Origin of the sequence: Ensifer sp. Root423 (assembly GCF_001426275.1) — a bacterium.
Taxonomy (GTDB): domain Bacteria; phylum Pseudomonadota; class Alphaproteobacteria; order Rhizobiales; family Rhizobiaceae; genus Ensifer; species Ensifer adhaerens.
In genome coordinates, this window is sequence record NZ_LMEG01000047.1 from 43,967 (window position 1) to 61,704 (window position 17,738).

Genomic DNA, 17,738 nt, shown 5'->3' on the forward strand with positions numbered 1-17,738 from the left:
TGCTTCTATGCTCGCGCGCATGAGTGAGAGCCGCCCTGATCTTCGCCCCGTCCTGCGCATCGATTTTCCGCCCGCCGACCGGCTCGGCCGCGGCAAGATCCTCTTGCTCGAACTGATCCGCGAGACCGGCTCCATCTCCGCCGCCGGGCGGGCGATGGACATGTCGTACCGCCGCGCCTGGCTGCTGGTCGATGCCCTGAACCGGATGTTCAGCGAGCCTTCGGTAGAATCGCAGCGCGGCGGCAAACAGGGTGGCGGAGCCTTGGTGACGCCGTTCGGCGAAGAGCTTATCCGGCGCTACCGCGAGATGGAGGAGAAGGCACGCTTTGCGATCGGCGAGGATCTGGCCTGGCTCGAATCCGTTCGGAGCAGCGATACACCAGCGTCCGATACGGCCGAGGCTGTTTCCCAAAAGGCCTAGTGCATGTCGCGCAAAAGTGTGCAGCGGTGCATAAAAACAAGAGCTTAGAGCCTGGCGCGCGAATGCGTTTTCATGCGACAGGCTTTAGTGATCGATCGCGACCGACTTGATGACGGCATAGACGGTTCTGCCGGGAACAAGCTGCAGCGCGTCGCAGGAAAAGCGGGTGATGCGGGCGGCAATCGTCGCATCGCCGCAAGTCACCCGGACATCGACGCTGCCATCCTCCTCCGATGTCAGCGTCAGAATGCGCCCTTCGAGCACATTGAGCGCACTGATTTCCACTGGCCTTGAGGTCGCCAGCATGACGTCGCGGGCGGCTATGTGCAGGCGAAGCCTGACGCCGGCCGTCGCGCTGACACCGGCGATGCGCAGCCGTTCCCGTCCGACCCGGACGGTCGTCAGTTCGTGCACCGGATCGGTTCCCTCGACTTCGCCCTCCAGCAGGACACCGGCTTCGCGCCTGCCGGTGGCAAGCGTTGCGGCGGGCGCGCTCAACACCTCGGCGGCCGCGCCCGATGCGGTGACCCGACCGTTTTCGAGCACGACCACGCGCCGGGCCAACCGGGCGACTTCGCCGACCGAGTGGCTGACATAGACGATCGGTATGCGGGCATCGTCGCGCAGCCGTTCGAGATAGGGCAGGATTTCGGCCTTGCGCGCCTCGTCGAGCGCGGCCAGCGGCTCATCCATCAAAAGCAGGCGCGGTGCCGCGAGCAAGGCTCGGCCGATGGCGACGCGCTGCTTTTCGCCGCCGGAAAGGGCCGAAGGGTTGCGTTCGAGCAGATGGCCGATGCCGAGCAGGTCGACGATGCGGGTAAACTCATTGCCGGTGCCGCTCTTGCCGGCGAACCAGCGGCCATAGGCGAGGTTGCGGCGTACGCTCAAATGCGGAAACAGCCGGGCCTCCTGGAAGACATAGCCGAAGCGCCGGCGATGCACCGGCGTGAAGATTCTCCTCTCGCTGTCGGCGATAACGTCGCCATCGAGCAGGACACGTCCGCTTTCGGGCTTCATAAGCCCGGCGATGATGTTGATGAGCGAGGTCTTGCCGGAGCCGGAGCGGCCGAACAGCGCGGTCACGCCTCCATCCGAGGTGAAGGCGGCGTCGAGCGCAAAATTGCCGAGTTGATGATGAGCTTCGACGGTAAGGCTCATTGGGCTGCCACCCGGCGCGCGGCAAATGTCGCCAGCAGTTCCGAGAGGATCAGCGCGGCCATGGAAATGATGACGGAAATGATTGTCAGCCGCATGGCGCCGGCATCGCCACCGGGCACCTGGGTGAAGGTGTAGATGGCGGCCGAAAGCGTCTGCGTCTCGCCGGGAATGTTGGAGACGAAGGTGATCGTGGCGCCGAACTCGCCCATCGCCTTGGCAAAGGCGATGATCATGCCGGCGATGATGCCGGGAATGATCAGCGGCAGCGTGACGGTGGCAAAGACCCAGAGGGGGCTCGCGCCGAGCGTGGTCGCCGCGTCCTCGAGCTTGCGGTCAACCGCCTCGATCGACAGGCGGATGCTGCGCACCATCAACGGGAAGGCCATGACGGCGCAGGCAAGGGCAGCGCCGGTCCAGCGGAAGGAAAAGACGAGGCCAAAATAATCGGCGAAGAAGGCGCCGAGCGGGCCGCGGCGGCCGAAAAGCAGGAGCAGCAGGAAGCCGGTGACGACAGGCGGCAGGATCAGCGGCAGATGAACGAGGCCGTTCAGCAGTGTCTTGCCCCAGAAGCGCCCGCGGGCAAGCAGCATGGCGACGACGAGTGCGAAGGGCAGGCTGCAGATCATTGCGACGGTTGCGACACGCAGGCTCAACAGGATCGCCGTCCATTCCGCATCGCTCACTGCAAGCCAGTCCAATGGATATCGCTCCCCAATACGAGGCTTGTGGGACGCGGCTGTCTGCCCCCTATTGCCTCTGACAAATGTTCGCGTCGCCCGCGTTTGGGCGCGGGCGACGCGAACATGACGTTAGATGCTTCGCCTGCCTCTGGACAGACGGCACTAGCGCCTATTTCAGCCGGCTACTTCAGGACTGTGAAGCCCTGCTTTTCAAAGAGTTCAGCAGCCTTTGCCGACTTGACGAAGTCGATGTAGGCCGCCGCATCAGGGCTCTTGCTCTCGGCCGTGATCGCGATCGGGTAGATGATCGGCGGATGGCTGTCTTCCGGGAAGGTGCCGACGACCTTGACGCCCGGGTCTGCCGCGGCATCGGTCTGGTAGACGATGCCGTACGGCGCTTCGCCGCGCGAAACGAGCAGGAGGGCGGCACGAACGCTTTCAGCGCCGGCGACCTTGGCCTCCACGGCCTTCCAGGCGTCGAGCTTTTCGAGCGCAGCCTTGCCGTACTTGCCGGCCGGAACGGAATCGACGGCACCCATGGCAAGGCGACCGTCACCGAGAATGGCTGCGAGATCGAAGCCCTGCTTGATTTCGACCGGGGCAGCGTCCTGCTTGCCGGAGACGAGCACGATGCGGTTGCCGAGCAGGTTTGCGCGGGTGTCGTCCTTGATCAGCTTCTTTTCGGCGAGGTAGTCCATCCAGGCGAGGTCGGCAGAGATGAAGACGTCGGCGGGCGCGCCCTGTTCCACCTGCTTGGCCAGCGCCGAGCTGGCCGCGTAGGAAACGGTCGTTTCCTTGCCACTTTCCTTCTGCCACTCGGCATTGATCGCATCGAGCGCGTTCTTCAGGCTCGCAGCCGCAAAGACCGTCACCTTTTCTTCCGCCTGTGCGGACGCCGGCAGAACACTTGCGCCGGCCCAGGCGAGGCCGAGCGCCAGCACCAGTCCCTTCAGCCAGTCTCTTCTCTTGATCATCGATTTCCCTCCAACGATGCGTGATATCTCTTAGGATACAACGATATCGCCTCCTGATTACCGTTGTATCTGTTGAAATACAATGCTCCTCAAAAGGGCTAGCGTAATACCCGTGTGGTTGTGGCCGCCCGGCAAAACCGGTGCAGCATTCCTGCGGCGGGCGCGATTGGGCTTGCGATGATGTCCGGGCGGCCTAAATTGCGGCCTCGATGCCCTGACATGGAGCGGACGTGCAATGGAAACGGCAGTGAAGCTTGAAGAAAGCTGGAAGGAAGCGTTGGCACCGGAATTCGCCAGCGCCTACATGGCTGACCTCAAGCAGTTCCTCGTGGCCCAGAAGAACGAGGGCCGGCAGATTTTCCCTCGCGGGCCTGAGTATTTTCGCGCGCTCGACCTGACGCCGCTCGACAAGGTGCGCGTGGTCATTCTCGGCCAGGATCCCTATCACGGTGACGGCCAGGCGCATGGGCTCTGCTTCAGCGTTCGCCCCGGTGTCCGGACGCCGCCCTCGCTCGTCAATATCTACAAGGAGCTGAATACAGATCTCGGCATTCCGCCGGCGCGACACGGCTTTCTCGAAAGCTGGGCGAAGCAAGGTGTGCTGCTCCTCAACAGCGTGCTGACGGTAGAGCGCGGCAACGCGGCATCACACCAGGGTCACGGTTGGGAAAAGTTCACGGATGCGATCATCCGTGCGGTCAACGAGGCCGAGCATCCCGTCGTCTTCATGCTCTGGGGCTCCTATGCGCAGAAGAAGGCGGCCTTCGTCGACCGCTCGCGCCATCTTGTCCTGAGAGCACCGCATCCGTCGCCGCTCTCGGCCCATTCCGGCTTTCTCGGCTGCCGGCATTTTTCCCAGGCCAATGCCTTCCTTGAAGGCAAAGGCTTCGATCCGATCGACTGGCGGCTGCCGGAAAATCCGGCTGCGGACATCAACTGAAGGCTTGGCGCGAATGACGGCTTTGTCGTCGCCCTGAGGTCTTGCCTTGGCGGCGGCGATCCGCCTAAGACGCCCGAACGAAATGGCGGAGGCGGGCATGCGCAAAATTCTGATCATCGGCATCGGTTCGGGCAATCCCGAACACATGACCGTGCAGGCGATCAACGCGCTGAACCGCGCCGACGTGCTCTTTATCCCGACCAAGGGAGCGAAGAAGACCGAGCTTGCCGAAGTGCGCCGCGACATCTGCGCCCGCTACGTCACGCGCAAGGACAGCCGCACCGTCGAGTTCGCGGTGCCCGTGCGGCGCACCGAAGGCGTCAGCTATGACGGCAGCGTCGATGACTGGCACGCCCAGATCGCTGGGATTTATGAAGCGCTTCTGTCGAAGGAGTTGGGCGAAGAGGGAACCGGCGCGTTTCTCGTCTGGGGCGACCCGATGCTCTATGACAGCACCATTCGCATCGTCGAGCGGGTCAAGGCACGCGGTGAGGTCGCCTTCGCCTACGACGTCATTCCCGGGATCACCAGTCTGCAGGCGCTTTGCGCCAGCCACCGCATTCCGCTGAACCTCGTCGGCAAGCCCGTGGAGATCACCACGGGGCGTCGGCTGCACGAAAGCTTTCCCGAGAAGAGCCAGACCTCGGTCGTCATGCTCGATGGCGAACAGGCGTTTCAGCGGGTCGAGGACCCGGAAGCGGAGATCTATTGGGGCGCCTATCTCGGCACGCCGGATGAGATCGTCATTTCCGGCCGCGTGGCTGAGGTGAAGGACCGGATCCTTGAAACGCGGGCGGCGGCGCGCGCGAAGATGGGATGGATCATGGACATCTATCTCCTGCGCAAGGGCGCCGACTTCGACGAGTGACGGGGAGGGCCGATCTGCGTCGTGTTTGATCTCACTCAAGGTTTGCGGCTGTGTTATAGCGTCTTAAGAGCTTCTTCAGGGAGGAGAGCCTCAAGTGATGGCGGATTTGATGACCAGCTGCGCCCTTCCATTGACCGGAGATGCCGGCACCGTCGCTTCGATGCGCCGCGGTGCCTGCCCGTCCTTGGCAGAGCCGATGCAGACCGGCGACGGCCTGCTCGTGAGGGTGAGGCCAACGGATCACAGCCTGACGCTGCCGAAGGTCATTGCCCTTGCCACGGCTGCCGAGCGCTTCGGCAATGGCATCATCGAGATTACCGCGCGCGGAAACCTGCAGCTTCGCGGCCTGAGCGCGGCTTCGGGGCCAATGCTGGCGCAGGCGATCGGCGATGCGGAGATCGCCATTGCCGAGGGGCTCGCGATCGAGGTGCCGCCCCTAGCCGGCATCGACCCGGACGAGATCGCCGATCCGCGGCCGATTGCCACTGAGCTTCGTGAAGCCTTGGGTGCGCGCCAGGTGCCGTTGAAGCTTGCACCCAAACTATCCGTCGTCATCGATAGCGGTGGCCGGTTTGGTCTCGGCGCTGTCGTCGCCGACATTCGCCTTCAGGCGGTTTCGACTGTCGCGGGGGTGGCCTGGGTGCTGTCGCTTGGCGGCACGGCAACGAAGGCATCGATCGTCGGGACGTTGGCCGGCAACGCGGTCGTGCCGGCCCTGGCCACCATTCTCGAGAAACTGGCGATCCTGGGCACGACGGTGCGCGGGCGCGATCTGGACCCGTCGGAAATCCGTGCGCTCTGTCGCTGTGAGACATCGTCCGAACGCCCGGCCGCTCCGCGTTCGGCCGCAATACCCGGCATTCATGCGCTGGGTAACGCCGACACCGTTCTTGGCCTCGGTCTGGCCTTTGCTCAGGTGGAGGCCGCCGCGCTGGCATCCTACCTGCATCAGGTCCAGGCGCTTGGCGCCAATGCGATCCGGCTTGCGCCCGGGCACGCCTTCTTCGTCCTCGGCCTTTGCCCCGAGACGGCGGCTGTGGCGCAGAGCCTGGCAGCGGCACACGGTTTTCGCATTGCCGAGCAGGATCCGCGCAACGCGATCGCCACCTGCGCCGGCAGCAGGGGTTGCGCCTCGGCGTGGATGGAAACCAAGGGCATGGCCGAGCGCCTCGTCGAGACGGCGCCGGAATTGCTCGACGGGTCGCTCGCCGTGCATCTCTCCGGCTGCGCCAAGGGCTGCGCCCGGCCGAAGCCGTCCGAACTGACGCTGGTCGGTGCGCCATCAGGATACGGGCTTGTCGTAAATGGGGCTGCCAATGGCTTGCCAAGCGCTTACACCGATGAGAATGGAATGGGATCCGCCCTTGCCCGGCTCGGCCGGCTGGTGCGGCAAAACAAAGACGCTGGCGAATCGGCGCAGTCCTGTCTTACACGGCTCGGAGCTGCGCGCGTCTCGGCAGCGTTCGAACAGGGATAGACATGCCTGAGTATGATTACATTCGCGATGGCAACGCCATCTACGAGCGTTCCTTCGCCATCATCCGCGCCGAGGCCGATCTGTCGCGCTTCTCCGAAGAGGAAGCGGATCTGGCGGTGCGCATGGTGCACGCCTGCGGTTCCGTCGAGGCGACCAGGCAGTTCGTGTTTTCTCCCGATTTCGTAAGCTCGGCCCGTGCGGCGCTGAAAGCCGGTGCGCCGATCCTCTGCGATGCCGAGATGGTTGCGCACGGTGTCACCCGCGCCCGTCTGCCGGCCGGCAACGAGGTGATCTGCACGCTGCGCGATCCTCGCACGCCCGGCCTTGCGGCCGAGATCGGCAACACCCGCTCCGCCGCAGCCCTGAAGCTCTGGAGCGAGCGGCTGGCCGGTTCGGTGGTCGCGATCGGCAACGCACCGACGGCGCTGTTCTTCCTCTTGGAAATGCTGCGCGACGGCGCGCCGAAGCCGGCGGCAATCCTCGGCATGCCCGTCGGTTTCGTCGGCGCGGCGGAATCGAAGGATGCGTTGGCCGAGAATTCCTATGGCGTTCCCTTCGCCATCGTGCGCGGCCGGCTCGGCGGCAGCGCCATGACGGCGGCAGCGCTCAACTCGCTCGCGAGGCCGGGCCTGTGAGCGGCGTCGGCGTGGGGCGCCTGATCGGTGTTGGGACCGGCCCCGGTGATCCGGAACTTTTGACGGTCAAGGCGGTGAAGGCGCTCGGGCAAGCCGATGTGCTTGCCTATTTCGCCAAGGCCGGGCGAAGCGGTAACGGCCGCGCGGTGGTCGAGGGTCTGCTGAAGCCCGATCTTGTCGAGCTGCCGCTATACTATCCGGTGACGACCGAAATCGACAAGGACGATGGCGCCTACAAGACCCAGATCACCGACTTCTACAATGCGTCGGCCGAAGCGGTAGCGGCGCATCTTGCCGCCGGACGCACGGTCGCCGTGCTCAGTGAAGGCGACCCGCTGTTCTATGGTTCCTACATGCACCTGCATGTGCGGCTCGCCAATCGTTTCCCGGTCGAGGTGATCCCCGGCATTACCGCCATGTCCGGCTGTTGGTCGCTTGCCGGCCTGCCGCTGGTGCAGGGCGACGACGTGCTCTCGGTGCTTCCGGGCACCATGGCCGAGGCCGAGCTCGGCCGCAGGCTTGCGGATACCGAAGCCGCCGTGATCATGAAGGTCGGGCGCAATTTGCCGAAGATCCGTCGGGCGCTCGCTGCCTCCGGCCGTCTCGACCAGGCCGTCTATGTCGAACGCGGCACGATGAAGAACGCGGCGATGACGGCTCTTGCGGAAAAGGCCGACGACGAGGCGCCCTATTTCTCGCTGGTGCTCGTTCCCGGCTGGAAGGACCGACCATGACCGGTACGCTCTATGTCGTCGGTACCGGACCGGGCAGCGCCAAGCAGATGACGCCGGAAACGGCGGAAGCCGTTGCGGCCGCTCAGGAGTTTTACGGCTACTTTCCCTATCTCGACCGGCTGAACCTCAGACCGGATCAGATCCGTGTCGCCTCGGACAACCGCGAGGAGCTCGATCGGGCACAGGTCGCGTTGACGCGGGCTGCGGCAGGCGTGAAGGTCTGCATGGTCTCCGGTGGCGATCCCGGTGTCTTTGCCATGGCGGCCGCCGTCTGCGAGGCGATCGACAAGGGACCGGCGGAATGGAAGTCGGTTGAACTGGTGATCACGCCCGGCGTGACCGCGATGCTCGCCGTTGCCGCCCGCATCGGCGCGCCGCTCGGTCATGATTTCTGTGCGATCTCGCTTTCCGACAATCTGAAGCCCTGGGAAGTCATCACCCGGCGCCTCAGGCTGGCGGCGGAAGCGGGCTTCGTCATTGCGCTCTACAATCCGATCAGCAAGGCGCGGCCCTGGCAGCTCGGTGAGGCCTTCGAGCTTCTGCGCAGCGTTCTGCCGGCAACGGTTCCGGTCATCTTCGGCCGTGCGGCCGGGCGGCCGGACGAACGGATCGCGGTGATGCCGCTCGGCGAGGCCGATGCCAACCGCGCCGACATGGCGACATGCGTCATCATCGGCTCGCCGGAGACGCGAATCGTCGAGCGCGACAGCCAACCCGATCTCGTCTACACGCCGCGCTTCTATGCAGGGGCGAGCCAGTGAGCGATGCGGTTGAGTGCCTCGTCGCAACTGCCGACCGTCGGCACGTCCGCGGGCTTGCGCCGCTCGACCATGATCACCTCGATGCCGAGCCGGCGCGCTGCGGCAATCTTGCCGTAGGTGGCGCTGCCGCCGCTGTTCTTGGCGACGATCACATCGATCTGCCGGCTCCTGAGCAACGCGGCTTCATCGGCTTCCGCAAAGGGACCGGTCGCCAGGATCGCCTCCTGGTCGGGCAGATTAAGCGGCGGCGTCACCGGATCGACGCTGCGGATGACGTAGCTGTGCTGCGGCGCGACCTCGAAGTGGAAAGCTTCCTGTCGACCTATCGCCAGGAAGACGCGGCGTCGCCGATCACCGAGCGCGCTGACGGCCTCGACAACGCTATCGACAGCAGTCCAGCGGTCGCCAGGCAGGGGCACCCATTCCGGTCGGCGGAGGGCGATAAGCGCAACGCCGGTTCTTTGCGCTGCTTCCGCGGCGTTGTGCGAAATGCGTGCGGCAAAAGGGTGCGTCGCATCGACCAGCAGCGCGATATTTTCGTCATGCAGGAAATGCGCCAGCCCATCGGCGCCGCCAAAGCCGCCGATGCGCGTCTTGACCGGCTGCGGCCGCGGGTCCGCGGTGCGGCCGGCCAGCGAGATGGCGGTGTCGTAGCGGACATCTTCGGCCAAGCGGCGCGCGAGTTCGCGTGCCTCGGTGGTGCCACCCAGAATCAGAATACGAGGTTTTTCCATGGCTGACGTGTCGAACAGCGAACCCGCCATCGTCTCCCCCTGGCTGACCGTCATCGGTATCGGTGAGGATGGTGTAGCGGGTCTCGGCGACGAGGCCAAGCGGCTGATCGCCGAAGCGCCGGTCGTCTACGGCGGCCATCGTCATCTGGAGCTCGCCGCCTCCCTCATCACCGGCGAAGCGCACAATTGGCTAAGCCCCCTCGAACGCTCGGTCGTCGAGATCGTCGCGCGTCGCGGCAGCCCGGTGGTGGTGCTTGCCTCGGGCGACCCGTTCTTCTTCGGCGTCGGCGTGACGCTGGCGCGCCGCATCGCCTCGGCCGAAATACGCACGCTTCCGGCGCCGTCGTCGATCAGTCTTGCCGCCTCGCGCCTCGGCTGGGCGCTGCAGGATGCGACGCTCGTCTCCGTCCATGGGCGGCCGCTGGATCTCGTCCGGCCGCATCTTCATCCGGGCGCCAAGGTGCTGACGCTGACCTCCGATGGCGCCGGCCCCAGGGACCTTGCCGAGCTCTTGGTTTCGAGCGGCTTCGGTCAGTCGCGGCTGACGGTTCTCGAGGCGCTTGGCGGCGCCGGCGAACGGGTGACGACGCAGATCGCCGCGCGCTTCATGCTCGGCCTCGTGCATCCTTTGAACGTCTGCGCCATTGAGGTGGCGGCCGACGAGGGCGCGCGCATCCTGCCGCTTGCCGCCGGCCGCGACGATGCGCTGTTCGAACATGACGGGCAGATCACCAAGCGCGAGGTCCGGGCGCTGACGCTGTCGGCACTCGCACCGCGCAAGGGCGAACTGCTATGGGACATCGGCGGCGGCTCCGGCTCGATCGGCATCGAATGGATGCTCGCCGATCCGACCATGCAGGCGATCACCATCGAGGTGGAGCCGGAGCGGGCAGCGCGCATCGGCCGCAACGCGACGATGTTCGGCGTGCCCGGGCTGACGGTTGTCGAAGGCGAGGCGCCGGCGGCGCTTGCCGGCCTGCCACAACCGGACGCGATCTTCATCGGCGGCGGCGGCAGCGAAGACGGCGTCATGGAAGCAGCGATCGAGGCGCTCAAGTCAGGCGGACGGCTGGTTGCCAACGCGGTGACGACGGACATGGAAGCGGTGCTGCTCGATCATCACGCGCGGCTCGGCGGTTCGCTGATCCGCATCGATATCGCGCGTGCAGGACCCATCGGTGGCATGACCGGCTGGAAGCCGGCCATGCCGGTCACCCAATGGTCGTGGACGAAGGGCTAAAGCAGTTCCAGCGAAAGTGTGACGCGGTTTTGCGTCCGGAACTGCGTAAGAAAAAGAAAGAGTAACCTATGACGGTACATTTCATCGGCGCCGGCCCGGGAGCCGCAGACCTGATCACGGTGCGTGGTCGCGACCTGATCGGGCGCTGCCCGGTCTGCGTTTACGCCGGCTCGATCGTCTCGCCGGAGCTGCTGCAATATTGCCCGCCGGGCGCCCGCATTGTCGATACGGCGCCGATGTCGCTCGACGAGATCGAGGCGGAGTATGTGAAGGCCGAAGCCGAAGGGCTCGACGTGGCGCGGCTTCATTCGGGCGACCTCTCGGTCTGGAGTGCTGTGGCCGAACAGATCCGCCGGCTCGAGAAGCATGGCATCGCCTATACGATGACGCCGGGCGTTCCTTCCTTTGCGGCGGCGGCTTCAGCGCTCGGTCGCGAACTGACCATTCCGGCCGTGGCCCAGAGCCTGGTGCTGACCCGCGTTTCGGGCCGCGCCTCGCCGATGCCGAACTCAGAAACGCTTTCCGCTTTCGGCGCTACTGGATCGACGCTGGCAATCCACCTTGCGATCCATGCGCTTCAGCAGGTGGTCGAGGAACTGACGCCGCTCTACGGTGCCGACTGCCCGGTCGCCATCGTCGTCAAGGCCTCCTGGCCGGACGAACGCGTGGTGCGCGGCACGCTCGGCGACATCGCCGCCAAGGTGGCGGAAGAGCCGATCGAGCGCACGGCGCTGATCTTCGTCGGTCCGGGGCTCGAAGCCTCTGATTTCCGTGAAAGCTCGCTCTACGATCCCGCCTATCAGCGGCGCTTCAGAGGGCGCGGCGAATAGGCCGCACTCCCTCGGGGGTCGGCCTAAGTTTCCCGCTGAGAGGGCTTTGAAACCTATTCTGCCGGTTCTTCGCGCGGCGGCCGCTGCTTGAGCGGGACGCCGCGCTTTTCCTCGACGCGGTCGCGGTAGAGCGCTGCCTGTCCAAGCAGCATCAGCGTCACCGGCGTGGTGGCGACGACGAAGACGATGATCAGGATTTCGTGGAATACCCAGCGGCTCTGCAGCACGGCAAAGCAGATGATAGAGGCGGTGCAGATCATCAGTACGCCGCCGCTGGTCGCCAGCGTCGGTGCGTGCAGGCGCTCGTAGAAGCTGGTGAACCGGAGCAGGCCGACGGAGCCGATCAGCGCCACTGCGGCGCCGAGGACGGTGAGCCCGCAGACGAGAACGGCTGCCCAGACGGGAAGGTCGGTGAGGTGGCTCATTCGATGATCTCCCCGCGCATCAGGAACTTGCCGAAGGCGATCGACGAGACGAAGCCGATCAAAGCCACGATCAAGGCGGACTCGAAATAGAGCGAGTTGGCCGTGCGGATGCCGAAGGTCAAGAGCATCAGCATGGCGTTGATATAGAGCGTGTCGAGGCCGAGGATGCGGTCCTGGGCGCGCGGTCCCCTCACCATGCGATAGAAGGCAAAAGCCATCGCCAGGCCGAGCATGATCTGGGCAATCAGGATCGACCAGATGATTGATAGTTCCATCATCCGAATATCTCCTTCAGGGCGGTCTCATAGCGCTTGACCGTATCGAGCCAAATGTCCTCGTTCTCCATGTCGAGCACGTGGAAGAGCAGGGACTTGCGGCCGCGATCGTATTCGAGCCAGGCCGTTCCCGGCGTGGCTGTCATGACACAGGCAAGCAGCGCCAGGGCGTTTTCGTCTTCCAGATCGAGATCGATGGTCAGGAAGCCCGAGTTCGGCGGTCGGCGCTGGCCACGCAGGATGACGGCGATGACGGCGATGTTCGAGCGGATCACGTCGACGGCGACGGCAAAGCCGAAGCGCACGATCAACAGAACCCGGCGCGGGTGCGAGCGCACGAGGCCAAGCTTCAGCGTCACCCAGCCAAGACCGGTTGCCAGTACCGTCCCCATCAGGAAGGTGCCGGGCGCAACCGACTGATTGAGCAGGAGCCAGATGATGAGCAGCCCGACGGAGAGCAGGGGATAGGGGAGCCAGGTGCGCATCGCCTATTGCCCTCCCGCCCGCGGCGCTGAGAGCACCCGCTCCGTATAACCCGCAGGATCGAAGAGCGAATCCGCTGTTGCCTGCATGTAGCGCATCGCCGGCCCGGCCTGCACGCTTAAGAAGATGCAGGCAGCGAGCAACACGACGACGGGGGTGATCTCGATGACCACGACGCGCGGCACGGTGTTTTCGATCGACGCCCAGAAGGTGCGGATGCCGACGCGGTTCATAGCGATCATCGCGGCGAGACCGGAAACGATCAGCAGCGTGACATAGGTCCAGTCGGCGGCGGAGACCGCCGGGGTGGCTTCCGCTCCCGACAGGCCGAAGAGACCGCCGAGGATCGCGAACTTGGCGACGAAGCCGGAGAGCGGCGGCAGGCCGGCAAGCAAGAGGGCGCAAAGGCAGAAGCAGAGGCCGAGGATCGCCATCGTGCCGGGGATCGCCGAGCCGACTTCTTCTTCCTCCTCGTCCTCGTCGGCGTCGCCGTAGGCTTCCATCGTCACCGCCAGAACGTCGGCGCCGGCGTCACGTCCGCGCTCGACCAGTTCGATCAGCAGGAAGAAGGCGGCGATCGTCAGTGTCGAGCTGACGAGGTAAAAGAGCGCACCGGCGATCATGCTTGGGTGGCCGAGGCCGATGGCGGCGAGCAGGGTGCCGGAGGAGACCAGCACCGAATAGGCGGCGAGGCGGCCCATGGCCTGCGATGCGAGCACGCCGATGGCGCCGAAGGCGATCGTCAGCAGGCCGCCGGCAAGCAGGATCGGCTGGCCGAAACCGGCAGACGCGCCGGCACTCGCGCCGAAGACCAGCAGCGACAGCCTGAGGATGACATAGATGCCGACCTTGGTGAGGATCGCAAAGACGGCGGCGACCGGCGGCGTCGCGGCTGCATAGGCCGTCGGCAGCCAGAAGCTCAAGGGCCACATGCCGGCCTTCACCAGGAAGGCGACGCCGAGCACGCCGGCACCGACCTCGACCATCTGGCGATCCTCCGGCGAGAGCGTCGCCAGCTTCATGGAGAGATCGGCCATATTGAGCGTGCCGGTCGCGCCATAGATCAGGCTGACGCCGATCAGGAAGAGCGAAGAGGCGGCGAGGTTGATCGCGACATAGTGCAGGCCGGCCTTGACGCGCAGCGGCCCGGAGCCGTGCAGCAGCAGCCCGTAGGACGCCGCCAGCATGATTTCGAAAAAGACGAAGAGGTTGAAGAGGTCGCCGGTCAGGAACGAACCGTTGAGGCCGGCGATCAAGAGCTGGAACAGCGAATGGAAATGATGGCCCGCGGTGTGCCAGCGCGCGATCGAATAGGCCTGGGCGGCAAGCGCCAGTCCGCTCGTCAGGCACAGCATCAGTGCCGAAAGGCGGTCGAGCACCAGCACGATGCCGAAAGGGGCGGGCCAGTTGCCGAGCTGATAGACGCCGTTGCCTGCGGGCGCCCCATCCATCGAGGCGATCCGCATCAGCACGATCGAGAGGATGAAGAGCGCGAGCGTCGAGACGAAGCTCAGCACACCCTTGAGCGAGCGGTTGCGCTCGTCGATCGGGATCATCGCGGCGCCGACCATCAGCGGCAGCAGGATCGGCAGGATCAGCAGGTGGTGCATCCAGTTAGTCATGGCGCTGCTCCCTGCCGTCGACGTGGTCGGTGCCGGTGAAGCCGCGCGAGGCGAGCAGCACGACGAGGAAGAGCGCGGTCATGGCAAAGCCGATGACGATCGCTGTCAGCACCAGGGCCTGTGGCACCGGATCGGTGAAGCGGCTGAGATCGCCGACACCGCCTGGCTCCAGCACCGGCGGCGCGTTCACGCGAAGGCGCCCCATGCCGAAGATGAAGAGATTGACCGCATAGGAGAGCAGCGAGAGGCCGATGATCACCTGATAGGTACGGGGACGCAGCAGCAGGTAGACGCCGGATGCCGTAAGCACGCCGATGGCGGCAGAGAGAATGATCTCCATCAGCGTGCCTCCTTTCGCATGGCGCGTGCATGGGCACGCGGCGCGCGGATCGACTGGTGGGCGAGCGCGATGAGGATCAGCACGGTCGCGCCGAGCACCAGCGAGAAGACGCCGAGATCGAAGAACAGGGCGCTCGCCAGCGGAAACTTGCCGATGATTGGCAGCGTCACGTATTGCGAATGCGACGTCAGGAACGGATAGCCGAAGAACCAGGAGCCGATGCCGGTCGCAGCGGCCACCAGAAGCCCGATGCTCATCCAGCGCAGCGGATGGATGCGCAGCCGCTCCTCGACCCAGCGGGTTCCGCCGGACATGTATTGTAGGATGAAGCCGATCGACATGGCGATGCCGGCAGCAAAGCCTCCGCCCGGCAGGTCATGGCCGCGCAGGAAGAGGTAGGCTGCGAGCATGCCGATGACCGGGAACATCCAACGCATGATCACCGATGGCACGAACAGGTATTCAGCCACGCTGTCACCCTTGTTGCGATCCGGGTGATCGTCGTCGAAGGCGTTCTGGACGCGCTGCTGTTCCGGAGCCTCCAGGCTGTCGGCCTGCGGGCGGAAGCGCAGCAGCAGGGCGAAGACGGTAAGCGCGACGATCGCCAGCACCGCGATCTCGCCGAGCGTGTCGAAGCCGCGGAAGTCGACGAGGATGACGTTGACGACATTGGTGCCGCCGCCCTCCTTGTAGGCGCGCTCGAGGAAGTAGCTCGCGATCGTGTCAGGCATGGGCCGGGTCATGATCGTATAGGCGATCAGCGCCACGCCGCCGCCGGCGACGATCGCCAGCAGGAAGTCACGCAGGCGCCGGAAGCGGACCTTCAGCGACAAGAGCTCGGTTTCCTCGGTGTCCTCGATGCGCTTCGGCAGCCATCGCAGGCCGAGCAGGATCAGCACCGTCGTGACGATCTCGACGAGGAGCTGTGTAACCGCCAGATCCGGCGCCGAAAGCCAGACGAAGGTGAGGCAGGTGGTGAGCCCGGCGCCGCCGAGCAGCACGAGTGCCGCCAGCCGGTGGAACTTCGCCAGGATCGCAGCACCGATGGCACAGGCGATGCCGACCGCCCAGAGGAGGGCAAAGGCCGGATCGATGCTGCGCACGAGAAGCGGCGGCAGCTCGAAATGATTGAGAAGCAGCGGCAGCGCGCCGGCGGCGATCGCGATGAAGACGAGGAAGCGCATCTGCGGCTGCAGCCGCCGCGTGCCGAGGCGCTGCTCCAGCGAACGCGCCCATTTCCAGGAGAGCGTTACCAGCACGCGCTCGAAGATGCGCTGGCCGTGCAGCAGGCGGAAGATCGGTGGCCCCTCGACGCTGGTGGCGAGGTAGTTGCGCATCAGGAAGTAGAGACCGATGCCGCCGGCAAGAGCGACGAAGCTCATGATCAGCGGCAGGTTCCAGCCGTGCCAGACGGAAAGGCTGTAATAGGGCGTGTTGGCGCCGAGAATGGAGACGACAGCCGTGTGCAGGAACGGGCCGATGGTGATCGCCGGAATGATGCCGACGACGAGGCAGGCGAGCACCAGGAACTCGATCGGCACACGCATCCAGCGCGGCGGCTCGTGCGGCACCTTGGGCAGGTCCTCCGGCGTTTTGCCGAAGAAGACGCTGTGGATGAAGCGCAGCGAATAGGTAACGGCAAACATGCCGGCGAGCGTCGCGACATAGGGCGTCATCGTATCGAGAATGTTGGCCTGGTGCGTTTCGATCGCTTCGGCGAAGAACATTTCCTTCGAGATGAAGCCGTTCAAGAGTGGTACGCCAGCCATGGCCGCGCTCGCGACCATGGCGAGCACCGCCGTTCCAGGCATGTACCTGATCAGCCCTCCGAGCTTGCGCATGTCGCGCGTTCCGGTCTCGTGGTCGATAATGCCGGCCGCCATGAACAGCGACGCCTTGAAGGTCGCGTGGTTGACGATGTGGAAGACCGCGGCGACCGCGGCCAGCGGGCTGCCGAGGCTCAGGAGCACGGTGATCAGGCCGAGATGGCTGATAGTGGAATAGGCGAGCAGGCCCTTGAGGTCCTGCTGGAAGATGGCGAAATAGGCGCCGAGCAGCAGCGTCGAAAGACCGGCAAGGCCAACGATCCAGAACCAGGCCTCGGTGCCGGCCATGACCGGCCAGAGGCGCGCCAACAGGAAGACGCCGGCCTTCACCATGGTTGCCGAATGCAGATAGGCCGAAACCGGCGTCGGCGCCGACATGGCGTGCGGCAGCCAGAAATGGAACGGGAACTGCGCGCTCTTCGTCAGCGCGCCGAGCAGCACCAGGATCAGTACCGGCATGTAGAGCGGCGAGTTGCGGATGAGGTCGCCGGAGGCGAGCACCACGTCGAGATCGTAGCTGCCGACGATGCGACCCATCAGCAGAAGGCCGACGAGCATGCAGAGGCCGCCTGTGCCGGTCACGGTCAGCGCCATGCGGGCGCCGTCACGGGCGTGGGCATTGTGGTGCCAGTAGCCGATCAAAAGGAAGGAGACGATGCTCGTCAGTTCCCAGAAGACGGCGAGCAGGATGAGATTGCCTGAAAGCACGACGCCGAGCATCGAGCCCATGAAGGCGAGGAAAAGCGACAGGAAGCGCGGCACCGGGTCTTCCGCGGCCATATAGTAGCGGGCGTAAAGCACCACGAGCACGCCGATCGCGGTTACCAGAACCGTGAAGAGCCAGGCGAAGCCGTCCATCCGGAGCGTGAAGTTGAGGCCGAGTTCCGGCAGCCAGGCGATGTCATAGCGCAGGACGCCGCCCGAGGTGACGAAGGGATAGAGGCCGGCGGCGACGAGGAAACAAAGGAGGGCGATCGCTCCTGCAAACCAGGCTGTCGCACCGCGCTGATCGGGCGGAAAGAAGATTGCAAGGAGGCTTCCCACAAATGGGGCGAGAATGAAGACAGAAAGCAATTTTCCCGCGTATTCGATCGTACCGTTCCCTTCGTTCGGGTTCATGGAGAGCGGGCACCCGAGCGCCGTGCTTTCCAAAAGAATGCACAAGGGACGCACCAGGATTTTGATTCTAGAGCATCTTTTCCGCTTTCAGTGGTTCCACTTGAAGCGAGACACTCTAGAGGCCCGAAAGGGCGGTCGCATCAGCGACTGCCGCAGGTGATGCCGCCATTCCCAAGAATGTGGAGGCAGGCAATTG

General features: G+C 64.9%; 19 protein-coding genes. 9 read left to right on the forward strand and 10 right to left on the reverse strand.

The annotated features are described in order from the left end of the window. The first annotated feature begins 19 nt into the window (after positions 1 to 19). On the forward strand, positions 20 to 421 hold the full coding sequence (locus ASD01_RS33350) for a winged helix-turn-helix domain-containing protein (RefSeq protein ID WP_051659096.1): 402 nt from the start codon (positions 20 to 22) through the stop codon (positions 419 to 421). A gap of 84 nt (positions 422 to 505) precedes the next feature. Here ASD01_RS33350 and modC read toward each other — a convergent pair whose 3' ends face one another. From modC to modA, 3 genes are all read right to left on the reverse strand, one after another. Continuing rightward, the gene (gene modC / locus ASD01_RS33355) at positions 506 to 1,579 is read right to left on the reverse strand and encodes a molybdenum ABC transporter ATP-binding protein (RefSeq protein ID WP_060530580.1); all 1,074 of its coding nucleotides are present in this window, start codon (positions 1,577 to 1,579) and stop codon (positions 506 to 508) included. Beyond that, positions 1,576 to 2,277, reverse strand: coding sequence for a molybdate ABC transporter permease subunit (modB, locus tag ASD01_RS33360; RefSeq protein WP_034787131.1), 702 nt, complete (start codon positions 2,275 to 2,277; stop codon positions 1,576 to 1,578). The genes modC and modB overlap by 4 nt, the downstream gene beginning before the upstream one ends. Positions 2,278 to 2,441: 164 nt before the next feature. Next, positions 2,442 to 3,233, reverse strand: a complete 792-nt coding sequence (gene modA, locus ASD01_RS33365; RefSeq protein WP_034787129.1) for a molybdate ABC transporter substrate-binding protein — start codon at positions 3,231 to 3,233, stop codon at positions 2,442 to 2,444. Between the two features lie 235 nt (positions 3,234 to 3,468). Here modA and ung point away from each other — a divergent pair, with 235 nt between their 5' ends. From ung to ASD01_RS33395, 6 genes are all read left to right on the forward strand, one after another. Further along, positions 3,469 to 4,173 carry a uracil-DNA glycosylase gene (gene ung, locus ASD01_RS33370; protein WP_034787127.1) on the forward strand — a complete coding sequence of 235 codons (705 nt, stop codon included), beginning with the start codon at positions 3,469 to 3,471 and terminating at the stop codon, positions 4,171 to 4,173. 97 nt (positions 4,174 to 4,270) lie between these two features. Further along, on the forward strand, positions 4,271 to 5,041 hold the full coding sequence (gene cobF, locus ASD01_RS33375; RefSeq protein WP_034787123.1) for a precorrin-6A synthase (deacetylating): 771 nt from the start codon (positions 4,271 to 4,273) through the stop codon (positions 5,039 to 5,041). A 109-nt stretch (positions 5,042 to 5,150) separates the two neighbouring features. Then, entirely contained in the window at positions 5,151 to 6,518 is a 1,368-nt protein-coding gene (gene cobG, locus ASD01_RS33380) for a precorrin-3B synthase (RefSeq protein WP_034787295.1), read from the forward strand. Positions 6,519 to 6,520: 2 nt separating this feature from the next. Next, the gene (locus tag ASD01_RS33385) at positions 6,521 to 7,153 is read left to right on the forward strand and encodes a precorrin-8X methylmutase (protein WP_034787118.1); all 633 of its coding nucleotides are present in this window, start codon (positions 6,521 to 6,523) and stop codon (positions 7,151 to 7,153) included. Then, positions 7,150 to 7,887: a precorrin-2 C(20)-methyltransferase gene (locus tag ASD01_RS33390; RefSeq protein ID WP_034787112.1), complete on the forward strand. Its 738-nt coding sequence runs from the start codon at positions 7,150 to 7,152 to the stop codon at positions 7,885 to 7,887. The genes ASD01_RS33385 and ASD01_RS33390 overlap by 4 nt, the downstream gene beginning before the upstream one ends. After that, positions 7,884 to 8,648 (forward strand): precorrin-3B C(17)-methyltransferase, encoded by a 765-nt coding sequence (locus ASD01_RS33395; RefSeq protein ID WP_034787103.1) that lies wholly within the window; start codon positions 7,884 to 7,886, stop codon positions 8,646 to 8,648. The genes ASD01_RS33390 and ASD01_RS33395 overlap by 4 nt, the downstream gene beginning before the upstream one ends. On the opposite strand, the gene ASD01_RS33400 is transcribed toward ASD01_RS33395, so the two are convergent. Beyond that, a complete protein-coding gene (locus tag ASD01_RS33400) occupies positions 8,627 to 9,412 on the reverse strand; it encodes a cobalt-precorrin-6A reductase (RefSeq protein WP_082573069.1) in 786 nt (261 codons plus the stop codon). The two genes, ASD01_RS33395 and ASD01_RS33400, sit on opposite strands and share 22 nt — an antisense overlap. Between ASD01_RS33400 and ASD01_RS33405 the strand changes: the two genes are divergently transcribed. Continuing rightward, positions 9,381 to 10,622 (forward strand): bifunctional cobalt-precorrin-7 (C(5))-methyltransferase/cobalt-precorrin-6B (C(15))-methyltransferase, encoded by a 1,242-nt coding sequence (locus ASD01_RS33405; protein WP_034787097.1) that lies wholly within the window; start codon positions 9,381 to 9,383, stop codon positions 10,620 to 10,622. The two genes, ASD01_RS33400 and ASD01_RS33405, sit on opposite strands and share 32 nt — an antisense overlap. Positions 10,623 to 10,690: 68 nt before the next feature. Continuing rightward, positions 10,691 to 11,452, forward strand: a complete 762-nt coding sequence (cobM, locus tag ASD01_RS33410) for a precorrin-4 C(11)-methyltransferase (RefSeq protein WP_034787095.1) — start codon at positions 10,691 to 10,693, stop codon at positions 11,450 to 11,452. A 53-nt stretch (positions 11,453 to 11,505) separates the two neighbouring features. Here cobM and mnhG read toward each other — a convergent pair whose 3' ends face one another. Genes mnhG through ASD01_RS33440 form a run of 6 tightly spaced genes read right to left on the reverse strand, consistent with a single transcriptional unit; the run spans position 11,506 to position 17,542 of the window. Then, positions 11,506 to 11,877, reverse strand: coding sequence for a monovalent cation/H(+) antiporter subunit G (gene mnhG / locus ASD01_RS33415; protein ID WP_034787092.1), 372 nt, complete (start codon positions 11,875 to 11,877; stop codon positions 11,506 to 11,508). Next, positions 11,874 to 12,155, reverse strand: a complete 282-nt coding sequence (locus tag ASD01_RS33420; RefSeq protein WP_034787089.1) for a K+/H+ antiporter subunit F — start codon at positions 12,153 to 12,155, stop codon at positions 11,874 to 11,876. The genes mnhG and ASD01_RS33420 overlap by 4 nt, the downstream gene beginning before the upstream one ends. Continuing rightward, positions 12,152 to 12,637 (reverse strand): Na+/H+ antiporter subunit E, encoded by a 486-nt coding sequence (locus ASD01_RS33425; RefSeq protein ID WP_034787086.1) that lies wholly within the window; start codon positions 12,635 to 12,637, stop codon positions 12,152 to 12,154. Before ASD01_RS33425 ends, ASD01_RS33420 begins: the two co-directional genes overlap by 4 nt. A gap of 3 nt (positions 12,638 to 12,640) precedes the next feature. Further along, on the reverse strand, positions 12,641 to 14,257 hold the full coding sequence (locus ASD01_RS33430) for a monovalent cation/H+ antiporter subunit D (RefSeq protein ID WP_034787084.1): 1,617 nt from the start codon (positions 14,255 to 14,257) through the stop codon (positions 12,641 to 12,643). Continuing rightward, positions 14,250 to 14,597: a Na+/H+ antiporter subunit C gene (locus ASD01_RS33435; protein ID WP_034787081.1), complete on the reverse strand. Its 348-nt coding sequence runs from the start codon at positions 14,595 to 14,597 to the stop codon at positions 14,250 to 14,252. Before ASD01_RS33435 ends, ASD01_RS33430 begins: the two co-directional genes overlap by 8 nt. Then, positions 14,597 to 17,542, reverse strand: coding sequence for a monovalent cation/H+ antiporter subunit A (locus tag ASD01_RS33440; RefSeq protein WP_082573068.1), 2,946 nt, complete (start codon positions 17,540 to 17,542; stop codon positions 14,597 to 14,599). Before ASD01_RS33440 ends, ASD01_RS33435 begins: the two co-directional genes overlap by 1 nt. Positions 17,543 to 17,738 lie beyond the last annotated feature (196 nt).